This is a genomic window from Nonomuraea fastidiosa (genome assembly GCF_042751225.1).
GTDB classification, from domain to species: Bacteria; Actinomycetota; Actinomycetes; order Streptosporangiales; family Streptosporangiaceae; genus Nonomuraea; species Nonomuraea fastidiosa.
Window position 1 is genome coordinate 2,957,296 of sequence record NZ_CP170570.1, and the last position, 19,498, is coordinate 2,976,793.

A 19,498-nucleotide genomic window follows, 5' to 3' on the forward strand; every position below is an offset into this window, starting at 1 on the left:
GGGTCACGTCATCCGACGTGTCAGGTCAGCTCGGCCGCCACCAGCTCGGCGATCTCCGCCGCGTTGAGCGCCGCGCCCTTGCGCAGGTTGTCACCGCAGACGAACAGGTCGAGCGTGTTGGGGAAGTCGATCGCCTGGCGGATGCGGCCGACGTAGGTGGGGTCGGTGCCCACCACGTCGACGGGCGTCGGGAAGACGCCGTTGGCCGGATCGTCCATGACGACCACCGTCGGCGCCGCCTCCAGGACGCGACGCGCATCGGCGACCGTGATCTCGCGCTCGAAGCGCGCGTGCACGGCCAGCGAGTGCGTCGTGACCACCGGGACGCGGACGCAGGTCGCGGAGACCTTCAGGTCGGGGATGCCGAGGATCTTGCGGGACTCGTTGCGGAGCTTCAGCTCCTCGGAGGCCCAGCCGTCGCCCTTGTCGGAGCCGGCCCACGGCACCACGTTGAACGCGATGGGCGCGGGGAACGGCGACTCGGCCGGCAGCTTGTTGGCCAGGGCCTTGCGCACGTCGCCCGCGGCCTGCCCGATCGTACGGTCGCCGGCCAGCGCCTCGACCTCGTCGTACAGCCGCGCGGAACCGGCCACGCCGGCCCCGGACACCGCCTGGTAGGAGGCGACGACCAGCTCCTTGAGCGTGAACTCGGCGTGCAGCGCGCCCATGGCGGCCATCATCGACAGCGTCGTGCAGTTGGGGGTCGAGATGATGTTCCGCGGACGCTGCCGCGCGTCCTGCGGGTTGACCTCGGGCACCACCAGCGGCACGTCGGGCTCCATGCGGAACGTGCCCGACTTGTCGATGGCGATCGCGCCGCGCTCGGCCGCGATCGGCACCCACACGGCCGACACCTCGTCGGGGACGTCGAAGATGGCGATGTCGATGCCGTCGAACACCTCGGGCGCGAGCGCCTGCACCACGACGTCCTCGCCGCGCACCTTCAGCACCTTGCCCGCCGAGCGGGCCGAGGCGACGAGACGGATCTCGCCCCAGATGTCCTCACGCGTCGACACGATGTCGCGCATGACGGTGCCCACGGCGCCGGTCGCGCCGATCAGTGCGAGATTGGGCCTCTTGCTCATCGTCCTGTACCTCCGTACACCACGGCTTCGACCTGGTCGGCGTCGAGGTCGAAGGCGCGGTGCGCGGCCGCCACGGCCGCGTCGACACCGTCCTGCCCGACGACCACTGAGATGCGGATCTCCGAGGTAGAGATCATCTCGATGTTGACCCCCGCGTCGGCGAGGGCGGCGAAGAACGTCGCGGTGACGCCGGGGTGCGAGCGCATGCCCGCGCCGACCAGCGACACCTTCCCGATCTGGTCGTCGAACAGCAACGACTCGAAACCGATCTGGGGCTGGATCTTCTTCAGCGCCGCGAGGGCCGTCTGGCTGTCGGCCGTGGGGAGCGTGAAGGAGATGTCGGTGCGGCCCGTGGCCGCGGCCGAGACGTTCTGCACGATCATGTCAATGTTGATCTCGGCGTCGGCCAGCGTTTTGAAGATCGTGGCAGCCTCACCGACCTTGTCGGGCACGCCGACAACAGTGATCTTGGCCTCGCTCCGGTCGTGCGCCACGCCGGAGATGATCGGCTGCTCCATCTCGGTTCCTTCGTTGTAAGGGTCGGCTACGACCCACGTGCCTTCCTTGGTGCTGAACGAGCTGCGTACGTGGATCGGCAGGTTGAAGCGGCGAGCGTACTCGACGCATCGCAGGTGCAGGATCTTCGCGCCGCAGGCCGCCATCTCCATCATCTCGTCGTACGAGATCTTGGGGATCTTGCGCGCCGCGGGGACGATGCGCGGGTCGGCGGTGAAAACACCGTCGACGTCGGTGTAGATCTCGCAGACGTCGGCTTCGAGCGCCGCCGCCAGCGCCACGGCCGTGGTGTCGGAGCCGCCTCTGCCGAGCGTGGTGATGTCCTTGGTGTCCTGCGAGACGCCCTGGAACCCGGCCACGATCGCGATGTGGCCCTGGTCGATCGCCTCCCTGATGCGGCTCGGCGTCACGTCGATGATGCGCGCCTTGCCGTGCGTGGAGTCGGTGATCACGCCTGCCTGCGAGCCGGTGAACGAGCGAGCCTCGTGGCCGAGGTTGGCGATCGCCATCGCCAGCAGCGCCATCGAGATGCGCTCGCCCGAGGTCAGCAGCATGTCGAGCTCGCGTGCCGGAGGCAGCGGCGACACCTGCTCGGCCAGGTCGAGCAGCTCGTCCGTCGTGTCGCCCATGGCGGAGACGATCACGACCACGTCGTTGCCCTTCTTCGTCGCGACGATCCGCTGCGCGACCCGCTTGATGCAGGACGCGTCGGCGACGGACGAACCACCGTACTTTTGCACAACGAGCGCCACGAGAGTCTCCCGGTTTGGACTGTGAGCTGCCAGTCTATCGGGGGCGTCTCGTGGACCGACTGGGTCGTACCAGTATGTGGATGATCAGACCGAAGTCTTCTCCTCTGCCACGTCGAGCCGGGAATGCGCGGCAAGGGCCTGCAATGCCCGCATCGCCGCGCCCGCGTGGTTGCCCCACGTGTTGAAGTAGGAGAACTGCCACCACCACAGCGCCTCGTGCTTGCGGCCGGCGTGGTAGTGGCGCAGCCCGTGAATGAGGTCGGCCGCGACGGCGGTCAGGTCGTCGGAGAGCCGGTACGGCGTGACGGTGGTGTCCTTATACGGGTCGAACACCTCCACGTAGTCGTCGACCGCCTCAAGCCGCTCCGCCAGGGCCGTGCGCACGCCGTCGATGTCGGGGTCCTCGCTCATCGGCGGCTCGTAGTTGCCCGACAGGATCACGTCGCGGTTGGCCCCCAGCTTGGCGCCCGCCAGGCTCACCTGGGCGACCTCCACCAGCAGGATCGACCAGATGGCGTCGCCGCCCTCGCCGCCCGCCACCCTGGTCAGGCCGTCCACGTAGTTCTGCGCGTGCGCGGAGATCTCGTCGGCCAGGTCACTCCACTGGTCAGACATCCAGCAGCCTCCGTCCTTCGAACGCGCGGCCCAAAGTGACCTCGTCGGCGTATTCGAGATCACCGCCCACAGGCAGACCGCTGGCCAGTCGTGTCACTTTGACGCCCATCGGCTTGACCAGACGGGCGAGGTAGGTAGCCGTCGCCTCGCCCTCCAGATTGGGGTCGGTGGCGAGGATGAGCTCGGTCACCCGGCCGTCGGCCAGGCGCGTCATGAGCTCGCGGATGCGCAGGTCGTCGGGGCCGACCCCGTCGATGGGGCTGATCGCACCGCCCAGCACGTGGTAGGTGCCCCGGAACTCGCGCGTCTTCTCGATGGCCACGACGTCCTTCGGCTCCTCGACCACGCAGATGACGTGCGTGTCGCGCCGGGCGTCGCGGCAGATGCGGCACTCCTCCTCCGAGGCCACGTTCCCGCAGACCCGGCAGAAGCGCACCTTCTCCTTGACCTCCAGCAACGCGTGCGCCAGCCGTTTGACGTCGGCTGGATCGGCCGCCAGCAGGTGGAACGCGATCCGCTGCGCGCTCTTGGGACCGACGCCGGGCAGCAGCCCCAGCTCGTCGATCAGGTTCTGGACGACCCCTTCGTACATGCCTAGAACCCTGGCAGCTGTCCGAGACCGCCGCCACCCAGACCTTGGGCCAGCGGGCCGAGCTTCTCCTGCTGCAGGTCGGCGGCCGCGCGTACGGCGTCGCGGACGGCGGCGATCACCAGGTCGGCGATCGTGTCCGCGGTGTCCTGCGGATCGCCCGCGTCGATCACGCTCGGGTCGATCTTGAGTTCCAGCAGCTCGCCCGAGCCGTTGACGACGGCTTTGACCATGCCGCCGCCTGATGAGCCCTCGATCTGCGCGTCGTTGAGCTCCTGCTGGGCGCTCACGAGCTGCTGCTGCATGAGCTGGGCCTGCTCCAGCAGCTGCTGCAGGTTGACATCCCCTGGGTTCACCGTCGTGCGCTCCTCGTGGCTCCGCGTTCGTGACTGCCACGAGCCTACGGTGTTTGAGCGGCGTCATGTACTGGGGTGTCCCCTAGTTTCGTCGCCGGTTATCCGCACGGGACGACCATCTCTTCCCCCGATGCCGCCCATGGCGGGCTTTTGCGCTGCGCGAGCACCGTTCTGACCTGGCCCTCGTACTGCCCTCGTCCCCCGTTTCCGTCGCGTTTCCGGCCGTTGGCCGGACGCCGGCGCGTTATGGCCCCCTTCTTCGGGCGCCGGCGTGTTATGGCCGCTCCTTCGTATGTCGGCGTGTTCTGGCCGGATCTCGGCCCCCCTCCAGCGTCCGAGACCCGGCCACCACGCCGACGGAGCGGCCGCACCACGCCGACGCGTTGGGCAAGGACGCTAACGAGCACAACGTTGCACACACGTTGCGCTCGTTCAATCACTCTCCGCAATCCCCCCTGAACGACTTGCGCTCGCCCGCCCCAAGGCGGATGCTCTTTCTGACTACTTGGAGTGACCGATGAGTTACCCCCATCTCGACGCGTACTCCCGCCTGCTGCGGGGGGCGCACGAGGCCGTCGCGGCGGGCGAGAGCTGTCCCCAGGCGCCCCGCCACCTCATCAAGGCCTCGTGGATGCGCTCCCTCGACGCCGGCATCGGCCTGGAGGGCACCAGCGCCCCTCTCGTCATCGACCCCTCCCGCATCAGGGACGTCCGCGATGACCATCCGCTCCAGCCCCTGCTCCCGCTGCTCGCCCAGACCCTGTCGGGCCTCGCCGAGGAGAGCGGCCACGTCATGATCGTCACCGACGGTGACGGGCGGGTCCTGTGGCGCGAGGGCAACCACACCACCATGTCCCGCGCCGACGGCATCGGGCTCGCCGACGGCCACCAGTGGAGCGAGCATCGCGTCGGCACCAACGGCATCGGCACCGCGCTCGCCACCGGGCGGCCCGTGCACGTCTTCTCGGAAGAGCACCTCATGCGCGTACTGCACGTCTGGTCCTGCAGCGCCGCCCCCATCACCGACCCCGACTCCGGCCGCATCATCGGCTGCGTCGACGTCAGCGGCACCTCCCGCAGCCTCCACCCCGCCACCGTCGCCCTCGTCGCCACCACCGCCAAGCTCGCCGAGACCCAGCTCGCCCTGCGCATGCACGAACGCGACGAGCGCCTGCGCCGCCGCTACGAGTCCCTGCGCGGCAAGCCCGGCATCCTGCTCTCCGCCACCGGCCGCGTCATCTCCGGCGACCCCGCGGGCTCCCTCGGCGAACGCGTCCACCTCGACGGACGCCCCGCCCACTTCGCCGGCAGGCGCATGATCCTGCGCGACGGCCGCGTCGCCCTACTCGAACCCTTCTCCGACGGCTACCTCCTGCGCCCGTCGCCGCCCGCCGCCCCGCCCCTCCTCAGGCTGTCCTTCCTCGGCGAACGCCCGCCCACCGCCGTCTACGGCGACCGCGAGCGCCCCCTGTCACTGCGGCACGCCGAGATCCTCACCCTCCTCGCGCTCCACCCCCACGGCCTCACCGCCGAGCAGCTCTCCTTCCACCTGTACGGCGACTACGGCAACCCCGTCACCATCCGGGCCGAGATCCACCGGCTGCGCTCCCAGCTCGGCAACGCCATCGCGGCCAAGCCGTACCGGCTGACCTGCCCCATCGACGCCGACTTCCTCGCCCTGCGCCGCCTCCTGCCCGCCGGCGACCCCGCCACCCTCGCCCGCTCCTACCCCGGCCCGCTGCTGCCCCGCTCCGAGTCGCCCGAGATCCGCCGCGAACGCGACGAACTCGAAGCGCAGGTCCGCGCCTGCCTGCTGCGTCACGGCACGCCTGATGATCTTTGGGCGTACGCGCAGACGTGCAACGGCCGCGGCGACTACGAGGTCCTCGAACGCCTCGCCGCCCTTCCGTCCACCGACCCCCGCAGCGCCGCCGCCCGCTCCCGCCTCCTCGGCTGACCCCGGTGACGGCCTCCACCGAGCCGTCCGCTCACCCGTTCCCGGCTTGCGCAGCCCCAACAGCCACAGTGCCACCGCCCGCGCGCCTCCGAAGGCGCTCCGCCCCTCGCGATCGCAGACCTCCAGCAGCCGAGTTGTATCCCCCTCGACCGCTTACCGTCGCCGGCCAGGAAGCCGCCCCGGCATGCATGGCCCCCCGCAGCTGTGCCTTAACAGAGAGCTGCCCGCATCAGTCCCGAAGAGCCGCCCGCGTCACCGTCTGGGAGGCAGAGGCACGCGCGCTTGACCGAAGGAAGGCGTGCCCGCCGGCGTGAGATCCGGCCGCTCGCGCCGCCCGTGCGACCGATCGCGCCACCCGTGCGAGCCGGGCGGGCCAGGTCAGGCGTGGTCGATCTCGCCGATCACCTTGGCGCCCAGCTCGCGTTCCAGCAGAGCCATGCCGGAGATGGCGGACACGTCGGCGTCGGCGTCGTTCAGCGGGTCGACGTCGTCGGAGTCGGCGGGCTTGGGGTCGCGGCCGGGGATCGTGTCGGGCCAGGCGGACGCGCCGCCCCTCGCGGACGGGACGCGGGGGCCCGCCTTGGCCGCGGCCTGGGCGGCCGAGCGGGCGGCGGCCAGCCCGCTGCCCGGGCCCGTGGAGGCGCGCTGCCCGGCCGGTACGGTCTGCGCCAGGTCAGGCCCCGGCGGCGGGCCGAAGTCCGAGTCGTCGTCGGGGGCGTCGGGCCAGGACTCGTCCGTGGTCGGACGGGCGGCACCCCCCGCCGGACGAGCTGCCGCACCCCCCGGACGGGCCGCCGCGTCCCCTGCCGGGCCGGCCGGAGGCTGGTCGGAGTCCTGTCCGCCCCGGTCCTCGTGGGCGGAGGAACCATGCGAGGCCGTACGTCCCCGGGAACCCGAGGGGCCCTGCGCCCCCTGAGCCGCGCCCGCGGACCCCGGCGAACCGGCCGCCCCTTGAACGTCCTGTACGCCGCCACGCCCCTGCGCGCCCGGCCCGTGCCCGCCGTCGGCCGGACCGCCGGACCCGTTCCCGGACGCCGGACCACCGGACCCATTGCCGGACGCCGGACCACCGGAGCCGTTTCCGGACACCGGGCCGCCGCCGGGGGAGTTCGGAGCGCCGCCAGGCGCGGGCACGCCGCCGCTCCCCTGGGGACCGCCCTGAGGACCGCCGTGCGACGGCGGACGGGCGGGGCCACGGGGCGGCTGCGGCGCCGAGGAGCCCCCGACCACCGCCTCGACCCGCCACGTGCCGCCGAGCACGTCGCCCAGCGCGGCGGCCACCACGGCGTCCTTGCCGCCGCCGGTGAAGTTCTTCATCGCGCCGACCTGGGTGAAGCCGAGCGTGACGAGGTTGCCCTCCACGCCGACCACCTGGGCGTTGGTGCTCACGTTGGCCCAGACGACGATGCTGCGCTGCTTGAGCGCGGCCAGTACGGCGGGCCACTGCGACTGAATGGCCCCGGCCCCACCGCCACCACCGGGAGCCGGGGCGGGAGCGCCGGCGGCCGGACGCGTACCGGCGGACGGCCCGGAGGCGGCGGCACTCGACAGAGCGGCCGCAGCGGGCGCCGCGCCCGATCCAGGGCGGACGGGCTCGGGCCAGTCGTCGTTGGAGGAGGCGGCAGGGGCCTGTGCGGGACCAGCGGGCGTGCCCGTCGTGCCCCCGGCCGCTGAGCCACCGGCCGCCGGGCCGCTTGACGTCATCCCCCCAGTCGGCGCACCCCCACCGGTCGCCTGAGCCGGGGCACCCGCCCCGGCGGCGCCGGACGTACCGGAAACAGGCTGAGCAGCGGGAACGGCGGGAGCGGGTGGCGCGGCCGGGGCGGCGGCGCGGGCCGCCATCTGGGCGACGGCGCCGCCACGCTCAAGCCGCTCGATACGCGCGAGCAGCGCCGCCTCGCCCTGGTCGGCCCCGGGCAGCAGCACACGCGCGCACATGAGTTCGAGCAACAGGCGCGGCGAGGTGGCACCGCGCATCTCGGTGAGCCCCGCGTTGAAGACCTCGGCGGCCCGGGTCAGCTCGGCGGGGCCCATGGAGTTGGCCTGCTGGACCAGGCGTTCGAGCTCGTCGGCGGGACGGTCGAGCAGGCCGCTGGTGGCCGCCTCCGGGACGTTCGCCAGGATCACCAGGTCGCGGAAGCGTTCGAGCAGGTCGGAGGCGAAGCGGCGGGGGTCGTGGCCGCCCTCGATGACCCGGTTGACCGTGTGGAAGACCCGGCCGCCGTCGCGGGCCGCGAACGCGTTGACGACCTCGTCGAGCAGGTCGCCGTCGGTGTAGCCGAGCAGGGAGACGGCCTTGGCGTACGTGATGCCGTCGTCGTCGGCCCCGGCGAGGAGCTGGTCGAGGATCGACAGGGAGTCACGCGCGGAGCCCGCACCCGCGCGCACGACGAGGGGCAGCGCGGCGGGCTCGAAGGGGACGTTCTCGGAGGTGAGGATCTCCTCCAGCAGCCCCCTGAGCGTCGCGGGCGGCATGAGCCTGAACGGGTAGTGGTGCGTACGCGACTTGATGGTGCCGATGACCTTTTCCGGCTCCGTCGTCGCGAAGATGAACTTCAGGTGGGGCGGGGGCTCCTCGACGAGCTTGAGCAGCGCGTTGAAACCCTCGCGGGTCACCATGTGCGCCTCGTCGATGATGTAGATCTTGTAGCGCGCGGAGACGGGGGCGAAGAAGGCCCGCTCGCGCAGGTCGCGCGCGTCGTCGACGCCACCGTGCGAGGCGGCGTCGATCTCGATGACGTCGAGGTGGCCTGGGCCGGTGGGAGCGAGCGCGACGCACGATTCGCACTCGCCGCACGGATCGGGGGTCGGGCCCTGCTCGCAGTTGAGCGAACGCGCCAGAATGCGCGCGCTGGAGGTCTTGCCGCACCCTCGGGGGCCGCTGAAGAGATAAGCGTGGTTGATGCGGCCGGTACGCAACGCCTGCCGCAGCGGGTCAGTGACGTGCTCCTGACCCTTGACCTCGGCGAAGGTCCCGGGTCGGTACTTGCGGTAAAGCGCAAGGCTCATGCGACCATCCCGCCTTCGAGGGGGCTCTCAACGAAGAGACCCCCCGCACACCCGCCAGAGCCCGCTTATCCTTGCTGCCTTCCGGCCCTGGGGAGGTTCACAGGATGACGCCGCGCGAGGGGTCCGTGAACAGTCTAGCCGGATGCCGCAGTGCTCGCTCCACCCTGCGGGAACCCGTCCCGCCGAAAAAGGTGGTCTTGGCACCCTCGGAAGTCCGGTAAGCTCGTCGGCGGAGGATTCGCCTAGTGGCCGAGGGCGCACGCTTGGAAAGCGTGTATAGGGCAACCTATCGGGGGTTCAAATCCCCCATCCTCCGCCAGCACAGAGGGGGTGCGCCGTGATCACGGCGCACCCCCTCCGGCGTTTGGGTCTTCCCGGAGGGTCCGTCTCCCCCCTCGCCCGTCGGGTGCGTCTCCCTCCTCGCCCGTCGGCGAAGCGCGCCGTCGACCTTCCTGATCGCCATGTTCGGTAGGCCGGACGCGCTCAGGAGGACGTGCGGGGGTGGCGCCTGGCGGTGATGTCCGCGGCGATGAGCAGCCCGGCCGGGACGACGATGAAGAGGAAACCGCTCGGCCCGATCAGGCTGACGGCCATCGCTCCCCAGGCGAGGATCACCCAGCCGACGTACGCGGGCATGCGCTGTCCTTGCCGCCCCGCCCGCGCTACCAGGAGCCCCAGCAGCGCCAGCACCACGACGAAGCCGCCGGGCAGCGCCCAGAAGGTCGCCACCGATGCGCTGTCCGCGGCAGGGCCGCGGAGGTCTCCGGCGAGCCAGCTCGCCCAGGGGGCGAGAGGGACGAATACGGCGGTGTGCAGCAGCGCGATCAGGATCATGGTGCGGCCGGCCCAGATGGTGCGCCGGCTCGGGGGCGCGGACAGTGCTGGTACGTGGGCTTCGGATGTCGTTCTCATGATTGCCAGCTTCTCCGGCCGCGGCCCGGCCGGGTTCCCTCCGCAGGGGGAAGTCGCTCCCCCACCCCGGGGAACGGCCCGCCGGCGAGAGCGTCCCGATCGCGCCCAGCCCCTCGCTCGCTACTCCAGGGGGCGCGAGGACGTCACGATCCGGCCCACTTCCTCGCTCCCCCTACCTCGGGAGCCGCAGCCACCTCCTCGCCGAACCCGTTTCACGGACGCGAACACGAGGAGCGGCAGGCCCGCGAGCTCGCGGCGCACATCATCGGCCTGGCCCCACCCGCCTGATCCCCGGAGGCACCCCCGTGCACGACCACGCACCCGCCGATTACCACTGCCCGTTCTGCCACTCACCCCGGACCGCGAGCCCGACGTGGTCTATCGCGACGAGCGGGTGTACGCGATGGTCCGTCCCCAGTGGTGGCCGCGCAACCCGGGACACCTGCTGATCATTCCGGTCGCCCACCGCGAGAACATCTACGACCTCCCCAGCGCCGACGGCCATGCGATCTTCGACGCGACCCGGCTGCTCGCCCGTGCCATGCGCACCGCGTACGAGTGCGCGGGCGTCTCCACCCGCCGGCACAACGAGCCCGCGGGCGGCCAGAGCGTCTGGCACTTCCACCAGCACCTGTTCCCCCGCTACCCGGCGACGACCTCTACCGCACGCCGCCGCAGCCCGAGTGGCTCCCCGCCGAACGCCGCCGCGCCTACGCCGACCGGCTGCGCGCCGTACTCGACGTGTGAAAGCCCTGTCCGTCCTCACCGTCAACGCCGTGGCACGCACCTCCGCGAGATCCGTGAGGAGACGCGGCTGAGGGCGAGCCCGCCATCGAGTGCCTGACCCGTCGTAGCGGTTCCGACGTGCGCTTGCGAACGTGGCCGCTCGGCATCGGCCAGGCCCCCGCCACTCGACGCCTGAGCCGGGGTCAGGGGGTCACGAGGGCCTTGGAGCGGTCGGTGGCCATGGAGACGGCGAAGACGCCGAGCACCGTGCCGGTGAGGTAGCGCTGGATGCGGAGCCAGACCGGGCGGCGGGCCAGGAAGGCGGCGAGGCTGCCGGCGGAGATGACGATCAGGCCGTTGACCAGGGTGCCGATGGCGACCTGTACCGAGCCGAGCGCGAGGCTCTGCAGCAGGACGTGGCCCATCGACGGGTCGACGAACTGCGGCAGCAGCGACATGTACAGGATGGCGATCTTGGGGTTGAGCAGGCAGGTCAGCAGGCCCATCGAGAACAGCCTGCCGGAGCTTTCGGCGGGCAGCTCGCGCGGCTCGAAGGCGGAGACGCCGCCCGGCTTGATGGCGTTCCAGGCCAGCCAGAGCAGGTACGCCGCCCCGGCGATCTTGAGCGCGGTGTACGCGGCGGGCACGTACGCGAAGATGGCCGTCAGCCCCAGGCAGGTGGCGATGAGGTACGTCGTGAACCCGAGGAACACCCCGGTCAGCGAGATCAGCCCTGATCGGCGACCTTGGGTGAGCGAACGTGACACCAGATAGATCATGTTGGGCCCCGGCGTGAGCACCATGCCCAGCGAGACCAGCGCGATGCCGATCAACCCAGCCGTCATAAAGGCAGATTACCCGGACATATCACGGAAGTCCCAGGAATTTTCGTAGCGTAGCGTAATCGTCACGCTACGGGGGAGAACTGCGGTCGGAGGCTTCGATGCAGTTCGACGACGACAAACCGCTCGACCCGTCCCAGGTCGAGGACGCACGAGCGTCGGGCCGGCGCCCCGGCAGAGGCGGCGGGCTCGGCGGGATGCCGGGCGGCTGCATGTTGCCGATCGGCGGCAAGGGCGGCGGCTGCCTGCTGCTGATCCTGGCGGTGGCCGCGATGTTCCTGTTCGGCCTCATCCCGACGCCCTTCACCGGAGACCCGGGCGAGCAGGGCGATCCGGGTGTCCAGGGCGGCGGCCGGCAGCCCAGCGCGCCCGCGACCGGCAACCTGGCCGAACGCTGCAGGACCGGCGCCGACGCCGACCAGTCGGAGGACTGCCGGGTGGTCGGAACGGTCAACAGCATCCAGGACTACTGGAAGGGGCAGATCTCGGGATACCGGCCGGCCAAGACCGTGCTGTTCACCAGAGCGGTCCGGACGGGCTGCGGCGCGGCCGACTCCGCCGTGGGGCCGTTCTACTGCCCGGCCGACCGCAGGGTCTACCTGGACCTGACCTTCTTCGACACGCTCCAGCGCGACTTCGGCGCCGAGGGCGGGCCTTTCGCCCAGGCGTACGTGATCGCCCACGAGTACGGACACCACGTACAGAACCTCCTCGGCACCATGGACAAGGTGGGCCGCGACAACCGCCCGGGCGCCGACAGCCCGTCGGTGCGCCTTGAGCTCCAGGCCGACTGCTACGCCGGCGTCTGGGCGCGCAACGCGGTCAAGACCGGCTTCTACGAGCAGCCGTTCTCCCAGAGCGACATCCAGCAGGCGCTCAGCGCGGCGGCGGCCGTCGGCGACGACAGCATCCAGCGGCGCTCCCAGGGCCGGGTGACGCCCGACGCGTTCACGCACGGCACGTCGGAGCAGCGCGAGCGCTGGTTCAGCACCGGGTACGAGACCGGCGACCCCAACCGCTGCGACACCTTCTCCGGGCGTATCTGACCCCCACTGCGATACGTCTGTCACGGTTCGGGGCAATCTGTCATGCGGGCAATACCCCGAGAAGGGATGTCAGCATGGACTTCAGAGACCAGGCGGATCTCGACGCGTCGCAGGTGGAGGACTACGGGGACGTCGGCGGTGGCGGCTTCTCCGGGTTCTCCGGTTTCCCCGGCGGCATCATCTTCGGGGGCGGCGGCATCGTCGGCCTGATCGTCCTGGTGCTGGTGTTAGTGCTGAACAACGTCGGCGACACACCCGAGCCCGGCCACGGGCGGCCTCCCGCCAACCTGACGGCGCAGTGCCAGACGGGCAGGGACGCCGACCAGTCGGAGAAGTGCCGGGTGGTGGGCGTGGTCAATAGCATCCAGGACTACTGGAAGAAGGAGATTTCGGGATATCGACCGGCGAAGACCGTGCTGTACTCGGGGCGGTTGAGAACCGCCTGCGGCTCGGCCAGCTCGTCCGTCGGCCCCTTCTACTGCCCCGGCGACCAGCGCGTCTACCTCGACCTCGGCTTCTTCGACCAGCTCCGCTCGCAGTTCGGCGCCAAAGGCGGGCCTTTCGCCCAGGCGTACGTGATCGCCCACGAGTACGGACACCACGTACAGAAACTTCTCGGCGCCCTCGACGCCGGCAGCTCCGTCGCCGTCGAGCTCCAGGCCGACTGCTACGCCGGCGTCTGGGCGCGCAACGCGATCGAAACCGGCTTCTACGAGCAGCCCTTCACCTCCGCCGAGATCGCCGAAGCGCTCGACGCCGCGGCCGCGGTCGGCGACGACAGGATCCAGCAACGCACCACCGGAAGAATCGATCCCGAATCGTTCACGCACGGCAGCTCGCGGCAGCGCGTCGCCGCGTTCACGCGCGGATACGAAAACGGATCACCGGCCGACTGCGCCCTCGGAACGCTGGGGTGATGTGGCCGGACAACGCGAGGAATCGGAATCTCTCCTAAAATCGGGGGGTGATCTTCAAGCAAGTCGGCGACGGACGCCCTTATCCCAACCACGGTCTGACCAACCGCGATTGGGCCCAGATCCCTCCACGGCAGGTCCGGCTCGACTCGTTGATCACCACGAAGGCCATGCTGGACCTGCACTCGCTACTCGCGGCCGACTCCACGTTCTACGGGGACCTCTTCCCGCACGTGGTGCAGTGGCAGGGCGAGCTCTATCTGGAGGACGGCCTGCACCGAGCGTTGCGGGCGGCACTGCACCAACGATCGATCCTGCACGCCAGGGTCCTTGAGCTGCCCAACTGAGAAAGGATTTCAAAGAGGGGAGCCGTGAGATTCGCGCGGCCCCCTCTTTGTTTTTCCGGCCAACATCATTTTTCCGCGATGAACCGCCGGTGAATACGGTTACGGTTGTCGCCGGGCGGCGCGAGCTCCGACAAGCGAACGCAGGCGAACGAGCGAACGCAGGCGGATGGGCGAACGCCGGCGAACATGCGAAAGGGCCCCCGAGATCTCGGAGGCCCTTCGGCGATGGCGGTGGTGGTGGGATTTGAACCCACGGATGAGTTGCCCCATCACACGCTTTCGAGGCGTGCGCCCTCGGCCACTAGGCGACACCACCGCGCATAACCTTACCGGATCCTGCGAGTGGCGAAGAACCGCTTTAGCGCCGCACCGCACTCAGCTGCGAGTACTCCCATGACGACCTCGGGCCGATGGTTGAGCCGGCGGTCGCGGACGACGTCCCAGAGCGATCCCACGGCGCCGCCCTTCTCGTCCGTGGCGCCGTACACGATCCGATCCACCCGGGCCAGCACGGCGGCGCCCGCGCACATCGTGCACGGCTCCAGCGTCACCACGAGCGTGCAGCCGCCCAGCCGCCACTCACCGCGCAGCGCGGCGGCCTTGCGCAGCGCGAGCACCTCGGCGTGCGCCGTGGGGTCGGCGGTGGACTCGCGGTCGTTGCCCGCCGCGGCCAGCACCTCGCCGCGCTCGTCGAGCACGACGGCGCCGACCGGGATCTCACCCCTGGCGGCGGCCGCATCCGCCTCCGCCAGGGCCAGACGCATCGCGTCCTCGTACGTCACCGCAACCGGTCGAGCTCGTCGGCGAAGGACAGCCGCTCGGCGATCACCGACAGGATGTCGGCAGGCAGCATGCCCTCCTCCATGCTCAGCTCGAGCAGCTCGTCGGCGCTCACGCCGAGGTCGCTGAGCAGCTCGAAGTCGCCGGCAGGGCGCACGCCGAGCCCGTTGCCCTCCTTGTCGGGCGCCACCCCCGCGAACTCGGCGAACAGCTCGCCGAGGCGGTCGGAGACGATCGAGTGCACGTCGGAGAGGAACACCCGGGGCTCCTCGATGCCCTGATAGCGGGCGATGGCGAACCATTCGTCCTCGACCTCGACGCACAGCAGGGCGAGCTCGTCGCCGGTGAGACCCAGCGCCTCCGTGACGGCGTCACCGAAGTCGTCGACGATCTCGACGTCCCCGAGATCGACCTCGGCACCGCTCCAGCCGTCGGAGGTCCTGACGAAGGCCGCAGAAAAGGTGTTGGACGCCATGTCCGCGCTCCAGGGGGTCAGCCGAAGACTGATTCGATGGCACGCTCGAACGGCTCAGAGAACCCGAGCCGCGCGGCGATGCTGGACAGCACATCTTCGGGAAGCAGGTCAATGTCGCCGGAGAGGATGCCCAGCTCCATCTCGTCCAACCCGAGATCGGCGAAGATCGACAGATCTCCGGCGGGGAGCACGGTCTCCTCGTCCTGCAGGATCTCGTCCAGCTCCTCCTCGTCCGGCACGGGGATGTCGAGGTAGTCGAGAACCTGACGGGCCAGGGGGAAGTCCCACGAGGCGGCGATGTCGGACAGGAACACGTCCACCCGGTCGCCCAGCACCCGCAGCGCCACGAAGAACTCGTCGCCCACGGCGACAAGCCCGATCGTGCCGCTCTCGCTCGGCTGCTGCTTCAGGGCGTGGATGAGCCCCTTCAGATCGGACGTGAGCGAGACCGGCAGGAGCTCGGCCTGCCAGCAGTCGTCCTCGCGGTAAACCACGATGGCGAAGTCGAGAGCGTCTTCGTCTGTCATCGCCATCCCCACCCGACCTCTGACACGACAGATATCACCGGGACCCAATCGTTCCAGACCCGGCCACCGGGCGTGTGGCTCTCCGACCAAATTGTGATCAAAACCAAAGATGTGATCCCCGCGCGTCCCCAATGTCCCGTTCGCACCCCGGCCTTCGGAAGGGGAGCCCCGGCCTTCGCCGGAAGGCAGCCCCGGCCTTCGGGGAGGCAGCGGCATCCGGACCCCCTGCCGCCCCGCTCGCCCCTCACCCGGGCGCGACGGTCCTGGTCCTTGAGGAAGAAGTACGAAGGCGACGCCCGTACGATCCGGCGCCCGCTCACGGCTCGCCGACCACGACCGCCCTGACCCCTGGTGACGGGGAGCGACGCCCGCGCCCCCGGCGCCGGGCTCTGACGCGCCCCACCCGTCTTCAGACCGACCCGTCTTCAATGGAAGAGGGACGGAGGGCGACGCCCGCGCAGCTCGTACACCACCCGTGACGTGATCTTCCAGGGCCGGGCGAGGGGTCGATAGCAGGGTTGTCCAGGAGATACCGTTGGGTGCCATGGAGACCCTCGTCGTCGATCATCCGCTCGTGGCCCACAAGCTCACCACGCTGCGTGATGTCCGCACCGACTCGCCCACTTTCCGCAGGCTCGCGGACGAGCTGGTGACGCTGCTCGCTTACGAGGCCACCCGCGACGTTCGGGTCAGCGAGGTCACCGTGCAGACTCCGGTGGCCCAGGCCAAGGGGGTGCGGATGGCGAAGCCGTACCCGCTGGTCGTGCCCATTCTGCGGGCCGGGCTCGGCATGCTCGACGGCATGACGAGGCTGCTGCCCACGGCCGAGGTCGGGTTCCTCGGCATGATCCGCAACGAGTCGACGCTGCAGGCGGAGACGTACGCGACGCGGCTGCCCGACGACCTGTCGGGGCGGCAGTGCTACGTCGTCGACCCGATGCTGGCCACCGGCGGCACGCTGGCGGCGGCGGTGCAGTTCCTGTTCGACAGGGGCGCGGTCGACGTCACCGCGATCTGCCTGCTGGCGGCGCCCGAGGGGCTGGCGTACATGGACAAGGTGTTCGCCAACTCCGGCAAGCCGATCCGCGTGGTCACGGCGGCGCTGGACGAACGGCTCAACGAGAACGGGTACATCGTGCCGGGGCTCGGTGACGCCGGCGACCGCCTCTACGGCGTCGTCTGACGATCGGCGCCCAAGCCCGGGCCCCACACCATGACGGCTCCCGGGCTCCGGGCTCCGGGCTCCGGGCTCCGGGCTCCGGGCTCCGGGCTCCGGGCTCCGGGCTCCGGGCTCCGACGGAGTATCCGTCGGCCTCGCGATGCCCCGTCTCCGTTCGCGCGCTTCCGGTCCGGCGGCCCGTCCCGGCCGCCCCTCGACGTGCCGGGGCGGGAAAGTTCTCCTCGGAAAAGTCCATGACCCGTCACGACACGTCATCACTTCGTTACATACTGTGGTTGTGTGGGTACGAAGAGAACCGGAAGGCAACTTCCGCATGCGCGTGGGGGCACGATGAGCGATCACACCGAGGCGGACCCGACTCCGTACGCCGACGTGGAGTCGATGTTGTGCGACGAGTTCGCCGGCATACACTCCGCGACCACCGTAACGCGCTGCGTGGAAGCGGCGCACTACGGCGCGCTGGAGGTCACCGGCTACGCACATCCGAGCCTCGTGGAGCGCATCGCACGCAAACACCTACACGTGCTGGCCCTGGTGGCCAGCGAGCGCGGCTAAGCAAGATCAAAATCAACCCGCCAAGTCACCTTTACCCGGGCACCCGGGTGGGTAATGTAGAGGGCGGGTGGAGTGGGTAAGTGGCACGGAGGCGACGGTGCAGGTCAAAAAGGTCCTCACATACGGTGGTATCGCATTTGTCGCGTACTACCTGTTCGCGCGACCAGCTGACGCCGCGGATGCGGTGAAGGGAGCGTTCGACACGGTGTTCAACGCGGCCGACTCGCTGGCCCAATTCGTGAACAGCCTCTCATGAGACTTGTGACCCACGGGGACTCTGCTCCATCGTCGGTCAACCGCTACCTCCTCCCCCAGGAACAATCGGTCATCATGGTGCGGCGGCATCCCGCCATTCTGCTGCGCCCGGTCGCCGAGGTGCTCGGCGGCCTCATCGTCGCCGGGCTCCTCAGCCGGTTCTTCGGCGGCGGCGAGGCGGGCGGCACGGCGCTGGTCGTCGTGTGGTGGCTATGGCTGTTGCTGCTGATCCGCTTCGTTTGGAAAGTCGCCGAGTGGTCGGTCGATTACTTTGTGGTGACGTCCAAACGAATGCTGCTCACCACCGGGCTGATCACGCGCAAGGTCGCGATGATGCCTTTGGGCAAGGTCACCGACATGAGCTTCCAAAGATCTCTACTGGGGCGCATGCTCGGTTACGGTGAGTTCATCCTCGAATCCGCTGGTCAGGACCAGGCTCTGTCAACGGTCGAATACATTCCGTATCCGGAGACTCTCTACCTTGAGGTCTGCCAGATGCTTTTCCCCGGCAAGGACGACGGGGACGATTAATCTCGACGTGGCAAAATTTCACGCGGGGATACCAGATTCAGCTACTTCATGCAATCATTGCGTGTTGTTGACCCTTCCCCGCCTTGAGAGATGAGATGCCGAGTCAGGGAACCATCGGTGACCGCGTCCGCGGATTGCGGCTGAACAGGCGGATGTCTCAGGCCCAGCTGGCCGGACCCGACCTGTCGGACAGTTATGTCTCGCTCATTGAGTCGGGTAAGCGTACGCCGACTCCTGTGGTTGCCCGGCTCCTGGCCGAGCGGCTGGGATGCACGACGGAGTTCCTCCTGCATGGGATCGAGCCCCGCCAGCGCATCGACACCGAGCTCGGGCTCCGTCATGCCGAGCTCGAGCTGCAGCATGGCGACCCGGCCACCGCGGCGGACCGCTTCACGGACATCGTGAAGGCCGCGGACGAGGAGAACGCCATGCTGACCGCGCAGGCGCGGTTCGGCCGGGCGCGCGCTCTCGAGGCGCAGGGCCGTCTGGGTCAGGCTGTTGAGGCGTTCGAACGGCTGCGCAGGGAGGCGGCGGCGCACCCCGAGCGGCTGGCGGACCTGCCGATCACCATCGCGCTGAGCCGCTGCTACCAGCAGGCCGGCGACCGGCTGCGGGCGCGCGACCTGGCGGCCGTGGCGCTGGGGCAGGCCGAGCGGCTGCAGATCACGCAGGGCGAGGTGGCCGTCGAGCTGGCCGCCGCGCTGATCGAGGCGCGCGGCGAGAGCGAGACCGACTCCCCCGCGCTCGCGTACGTCAAGCGGGTGCTCGACACCGCGGGTGTCCCAGAGGTTGTGGACCGTTCCGCCGAGATCAAGGCGTTGTGGCACGCCAGCGCGGCCGCGGCGGCCGGTGAGGACTCGGCGCTCGCCGTCAGCCTCGCCGACGACGCGATCATGGCGGGCAGGGAGAACCGCATCGCGCTGCTGCTGGCCCGCACGGCGATGCACTGGGCCAGGATGGGCGCGGGCCCGATCGAGGAGGCCGAGCGGCTGGCCGGCGAGGCCGTCAGGGCGTTCTCGGTGTTCCCGTCCACCGTACGCGAATACGGCGAGAGCCTGATCGTCCACGCGCGGGTGAAGCTGCGCGCCGGCGACTTCATGGGCGCGGGCGAGCTGGCCGTCAAGGCGTCCGGGCTCGAGCACGACGGCTCGGGCACCACCGCGGCCGAGGCGCACCTGGTGCTGGCCACCGTGGCGTTCGAGCAGGACGGCGACGCGACCGCGCATCTGAGCACCGCGCACGAGCTGCTCGACACGCTCAACCGGCCGGTGTTCGGCTCGGATCGCCAGGCCGCACGGTGCTGGCGTGAGCTGGGCGACCTTTATGGCAGGGGCGAGTCCAAGGCACTGCAGACGGCCGCATATCGTAAAGCCCTTGAAGCTGCCGGAGTTCGCTCCGCCATGGCAGGGGTGACGATTGACGCCACAGTTTCTCGCTGAACCTCCGGGAGCTTCCAGATTGGCCTAGTGAGTCTGGAATAATGAGGGTCTACCAGTCATTGACTCATAGGATGATTGGTTTCCCCGGAG

At 69.9% G+C, this 19,498-nt stretch carries 21 protein-coding genes, 2 tRNA genes and 1 other RNA gene; 11 read left to right on the plus strand and 13 right to left on the minus strand.

Annotated features, from left to right (window positions below; genetic code table 11):
* Positions 1–20: 20 nt before the first annotated feature.
* From ACFMQL_RS13445 to ACFMQL_RS13465, 5 genes are all read right to left on the minus strand, one after another.
* The gene (locus tag ACFMQL_RS13445) at positions 21–1,085 is read right to left on the minus strand and encodes an aspartate-semialdehyde dehydrogenase (protein ID WP_364064453.1); all 1,065 of its coding nucleotides are present in this window, start codon (positions 1,083–1,085) and stop codon (positions 21–23) included.
* On the minus strand, positions 1,082–2,353 hold the full coding sequence (locus ACFMQL_RS13450; RefSeq protein WP_378785826.1) for an aspartate kinase: 1,272 nt from the start codon (positions 2,351–2,353) through the stop codon (positions 1,082–1,084). The genes ACFMQL_RS13445 and ACFMQL_RS13450 overlap by 4 nt, the downstream gene beginning before the upstream one ends.
* 84 nt (positions 2,354–2,437) lie before the next feature.
* Positions 2,438–2,968, minus strand: coding sequence for a DUF5063 domain-containing protein (locus ACFMQL_RS13455; RefSeq protein WP_364064459.1), 531 nt, complete (start codon positions 2,966–2,968; stop codon positions 2,438–2,440).
* On the minus strand, positions 2,961–3,560 hold the full coding sequence (gene recR / locus ACFMQL_RS13460; protein WP_101787599.1) for a recombination mediator RecR: 600 nt from the start codon (positions 3,558–3,560) through the stop codon (positions 2,961–2,963). Before recR ends, ACFMQL_RS13455 begins: the two co-directional genes overlap by 8 nt.
* A gap of 2 nt (positions 3,561–3,562) precedes the next feature.
* Entirely contained in the window at positions 3,563–3,913 is a 351-nt protein-coding gene (locus tag ACFMQL_RS13465) for a YbaB/EbfC family nucleoid-associated protein (protein WP_364064462.1), read from the minus strand.
* A 517-nt stretch (positions 3,914–4,430) separates the two neighbouring features.
* On the opposite strand from ACFMQL_RS13465, the gene ACFMQL_RS13470 reads away from it, so the two are divergent.
* Positions 4,431–5,870, plus strand: a complete 1,440-nt coding sequence (locus ACFMQL_RS13470; protein ID WP_378785827.1) for a GAF domain-containing protein — start codon at positions 4,431–4,433, stop codon at positions 5,868–5,870.
* A gap of 378 nt (positions 5,871–6,248) precedes the next feature.
* Here the strand turns inward: ACFMQL_RS13470 and ACFMQL_RS13475 are convergent, their stop codons facing one another.
* Both ACFMQL_RS13475 and ffs read right to left on the minus strand, forming a co-directional pair.
* The gene (locus ACFMQL_RS13475) at positions 6,249–8,879 is read right to left on the minus strand and encodes a DNA polymerase III subunit gamma and tau (protein ID WP_378785828.1); all 2,631 of its coding nucleotides are present in this window, start codon (positions 8,877–8,879) and stop codon (positions 6,249–6,251) included.
* Between the two features lie 31 nt (positions 8,880–8,910).
* Positions 8,911–9,006: signal recognition particle sRNA small type (gene ffs / locus ACFMQL_RS13480), an RNA gene on the minus strand.
* A 104-nt stretch (positions 9,007–9,110) separates the two neighbouring features.
* On the opposite strand from ffs, the gene ACFMQL_RS13485 reads away from it, so the two are divergent.
* Positions 9,111–9,198: transfer RNA gene (locus tag ACFMQL_RS13485), tRNA-Ser, on the plus strand.
* 164 nt (positions 9,199–9,362) lie between these two features.
* On the opposite strand, the gene ACFMQL_RS13490 is transcribed toward ACFMQL_RS13485, so the two are convergent.
* Complete coding sequence (locus tag ACFMQL_RS13490) at positions 9,363–9,791, minus strand: DUF6463 family protein (RefSeq protein WP_378785829.1); 429 nt, start codon at positions 9,789–9,791, stop codon at positions 9,363–9,365.
* A gap of 373 nt (positions 9,792–10,164) precedes the next feature.
* Between ACFMQL_RS13490 and ACFMQL_RS13495 the strand changes: the two genes are divergently transcribed.
* Entirely contained in the window at positions 10,165–10,635 is a 471-nt protein-coding gene (locus tag ACFMQL_RS13495) for an HIT family protein (protein ID WP_378785830.1), read from the plus strand.
* 85 nt (positions 10,636–10,720) lie between these two features.
* Here the strand turns inward: ACFMQL_RS13495 and ACFMQL_RS13500 are convergent, their stop codons facing one another.
* A complete protein-coding gene (locus ACFMQL_RS13500; RefSeq protein WP_364064475.1) occupies positions 10,721–11,362 on the minus strand; it encodes a LysE family translocator in 642 nt (213 codons plus the stop codon).
* Between the two features lie 98 nt (positions 11,363–11,460).
* Here ACFMQL_RS13500 and ACFMQL_RS13505 point away from each other — a divergent pair, with 98 nt between their 5' ends.
* From ACFMQL_RS13505 to ACFMQL_RS13515, 3 genes are all read left to right on the plus strand, one after another.
* Positions 11,461–12,405: a neutral zinc metallopeptidase gene (locus ACFMQL_RS13505; RefSeq protein WP_364064478.1), complete on the plus strand. Its 945-nt coding sequence runs from the start codon at positions 11,461–11,463 to the stop codon at positions 12,403–12,405.
* A 74-nt stretch (positions 12,406–12,479) separates the two neighbouring features.
* Positions 12,480–13,322, plus strand: coding sequence for a neutral zinc metallopeptidase (locus tag ACFMQL_RS13510; RefSeq protein WP_378785831.1), 843 nt, complete (start codon positions 12,480–12,482; stop codon positions 13,320–13,322).
* Between the two features lie 47 nt (positions 13,323–13,369).
* Entirely contained in the window at positions 13,370–13,666 is a 297-nt protein-coding gene (locus ACFMQL_RS13515) for a type II toxin-antitoxin system VapB family antitoxin (protein ID WP_364064483.1), read from the plus strand.
* A gap of 226 nt (positions 13,667–13,892) precedes the next feature.
* Here ACFMQL_RS13515 and ACFMQL_RS13520 read toward each other — a convergent pair.
* The 4 genes from ACFMQL_RS13520 to ACFMQL_RS13535 all read right to left on the minus strand — a co-directional run bounded on the left by ACFMQL_RS13520 (position 13,893) and on the right by ACFMQL_RS13535 (position 15,454).
* Positions 13,893–13,982, minus strand: a tRNA-Ser gene (locus tag ACFMQL_RS13520).
* Positions 13,983–13,992: 10 nt separating this feature from the next.
* A complete protein-coding gene (gene tadA, locus ACFMQL_RS13525; RefSeq protein WP_364064486.1) occupies positions 13,993–14,430 on the minus strand; it encodes a tRNA adenosine(34) deaminase TadA in 438 nt (145 codons plus the stop codon).
* Between the two features lie 14 nt (positions 14,431–14,444).
* Entirely contained in the window at positions 14,445–14,921 is a 477-nt protein-coding gene (locus ACFMQL_RS13530; protein WP_364064488.1) for a tRNA adenosine deaminase-associated protein, read from the minus strand.
* A 17-nt stretch (positions 14,922–14,938) separates the two neighbouring features.
* Positions 14,939–15,454 (minus strand): tRNA adenosine deaminase-associated protein, encoded by a 516-nt coding sequence (locus ACFMQL_RS13535; RefSeq protein WP_378785832.1) that lies wholly within the window; start codon positions 15,452–15,454, stop codon positions 14,939–14,941.
* A 538-nt stretch (positions 15,455–15,992) separates the two neighbouring features.
* On the opposite strand from ACFMQL_RS13535, the gene upp reads away from it, so the two are divergent.
* The 5 genes from upp to ACFMQL_RS13560 all read left to right on the plus strand — a co-directional run bounded on the left by upp (position 15,993) and on the right by ACFMQL_RS13560 (position 19,408).
* Positions 15,993–16,631 carry a uracil phosphoribosyltransferase gene (gene upp, locus ACFMQL_RS13540; protein WP_364064493.1) on the plus strand — a complete coding sequence of 213 codons (639 nt, stop codon included), beginning with the start codon at positions 15,993–15,995 and terminating at the stop codon, positions 16,629–16,631.
* 327 nt (positions 16,632–16,958) lie between these two features.
* Entirely contained in the window at positions 16,959–17,183 is a 225-nt protein-coding gene (locus ACFMQL_RS13545) for a hypothetical protein (protein ID WP_364064496.1), read from the plus strand.
* 97 nt (positions 17,184–17,280) lie between these two features.
* Complete coding sequence (locus ACFMQL_RS13550; protein ID WP_355417480.1) at positions 17,281–17,439, plus strand: hypothetical protein; 159 nt, start codon at positions 17,281–17,283, stop codon at positions 17,437–17,439.
* Positions 17,436–17,969, plus strand: coding sequence for a PH domain-containing protein (locus ACFMQL_RS13555; RefSeq protein WP_364064499.1), 534 nt, complete (start codon positions 17,436–17,438; stop codon positions 17,967–17,969). The genes ACFMQL_RS13550 and ACFMQL_RS13555 overlap by 4 nt, the downstream gene beginning before the upstream one ends.
* 95 nt (positions 17,970–18,064) lie before the next feature.
* The gene (locus ACFMQL_RS13560; RefSeq protein ID WP_364064501.1) at positions 18,065–19,408 is read left to right on the plus strand and encodes a helix-turn-helix transcriptional regulator; all 1,344 of its coding nucleotides are present in this window, start codon (positions 18,065–18,067) and stop codon (positions 19,406–19,408) included.
* Positions 19,409–19,498 lie beyond the last annotated feature (90 nt).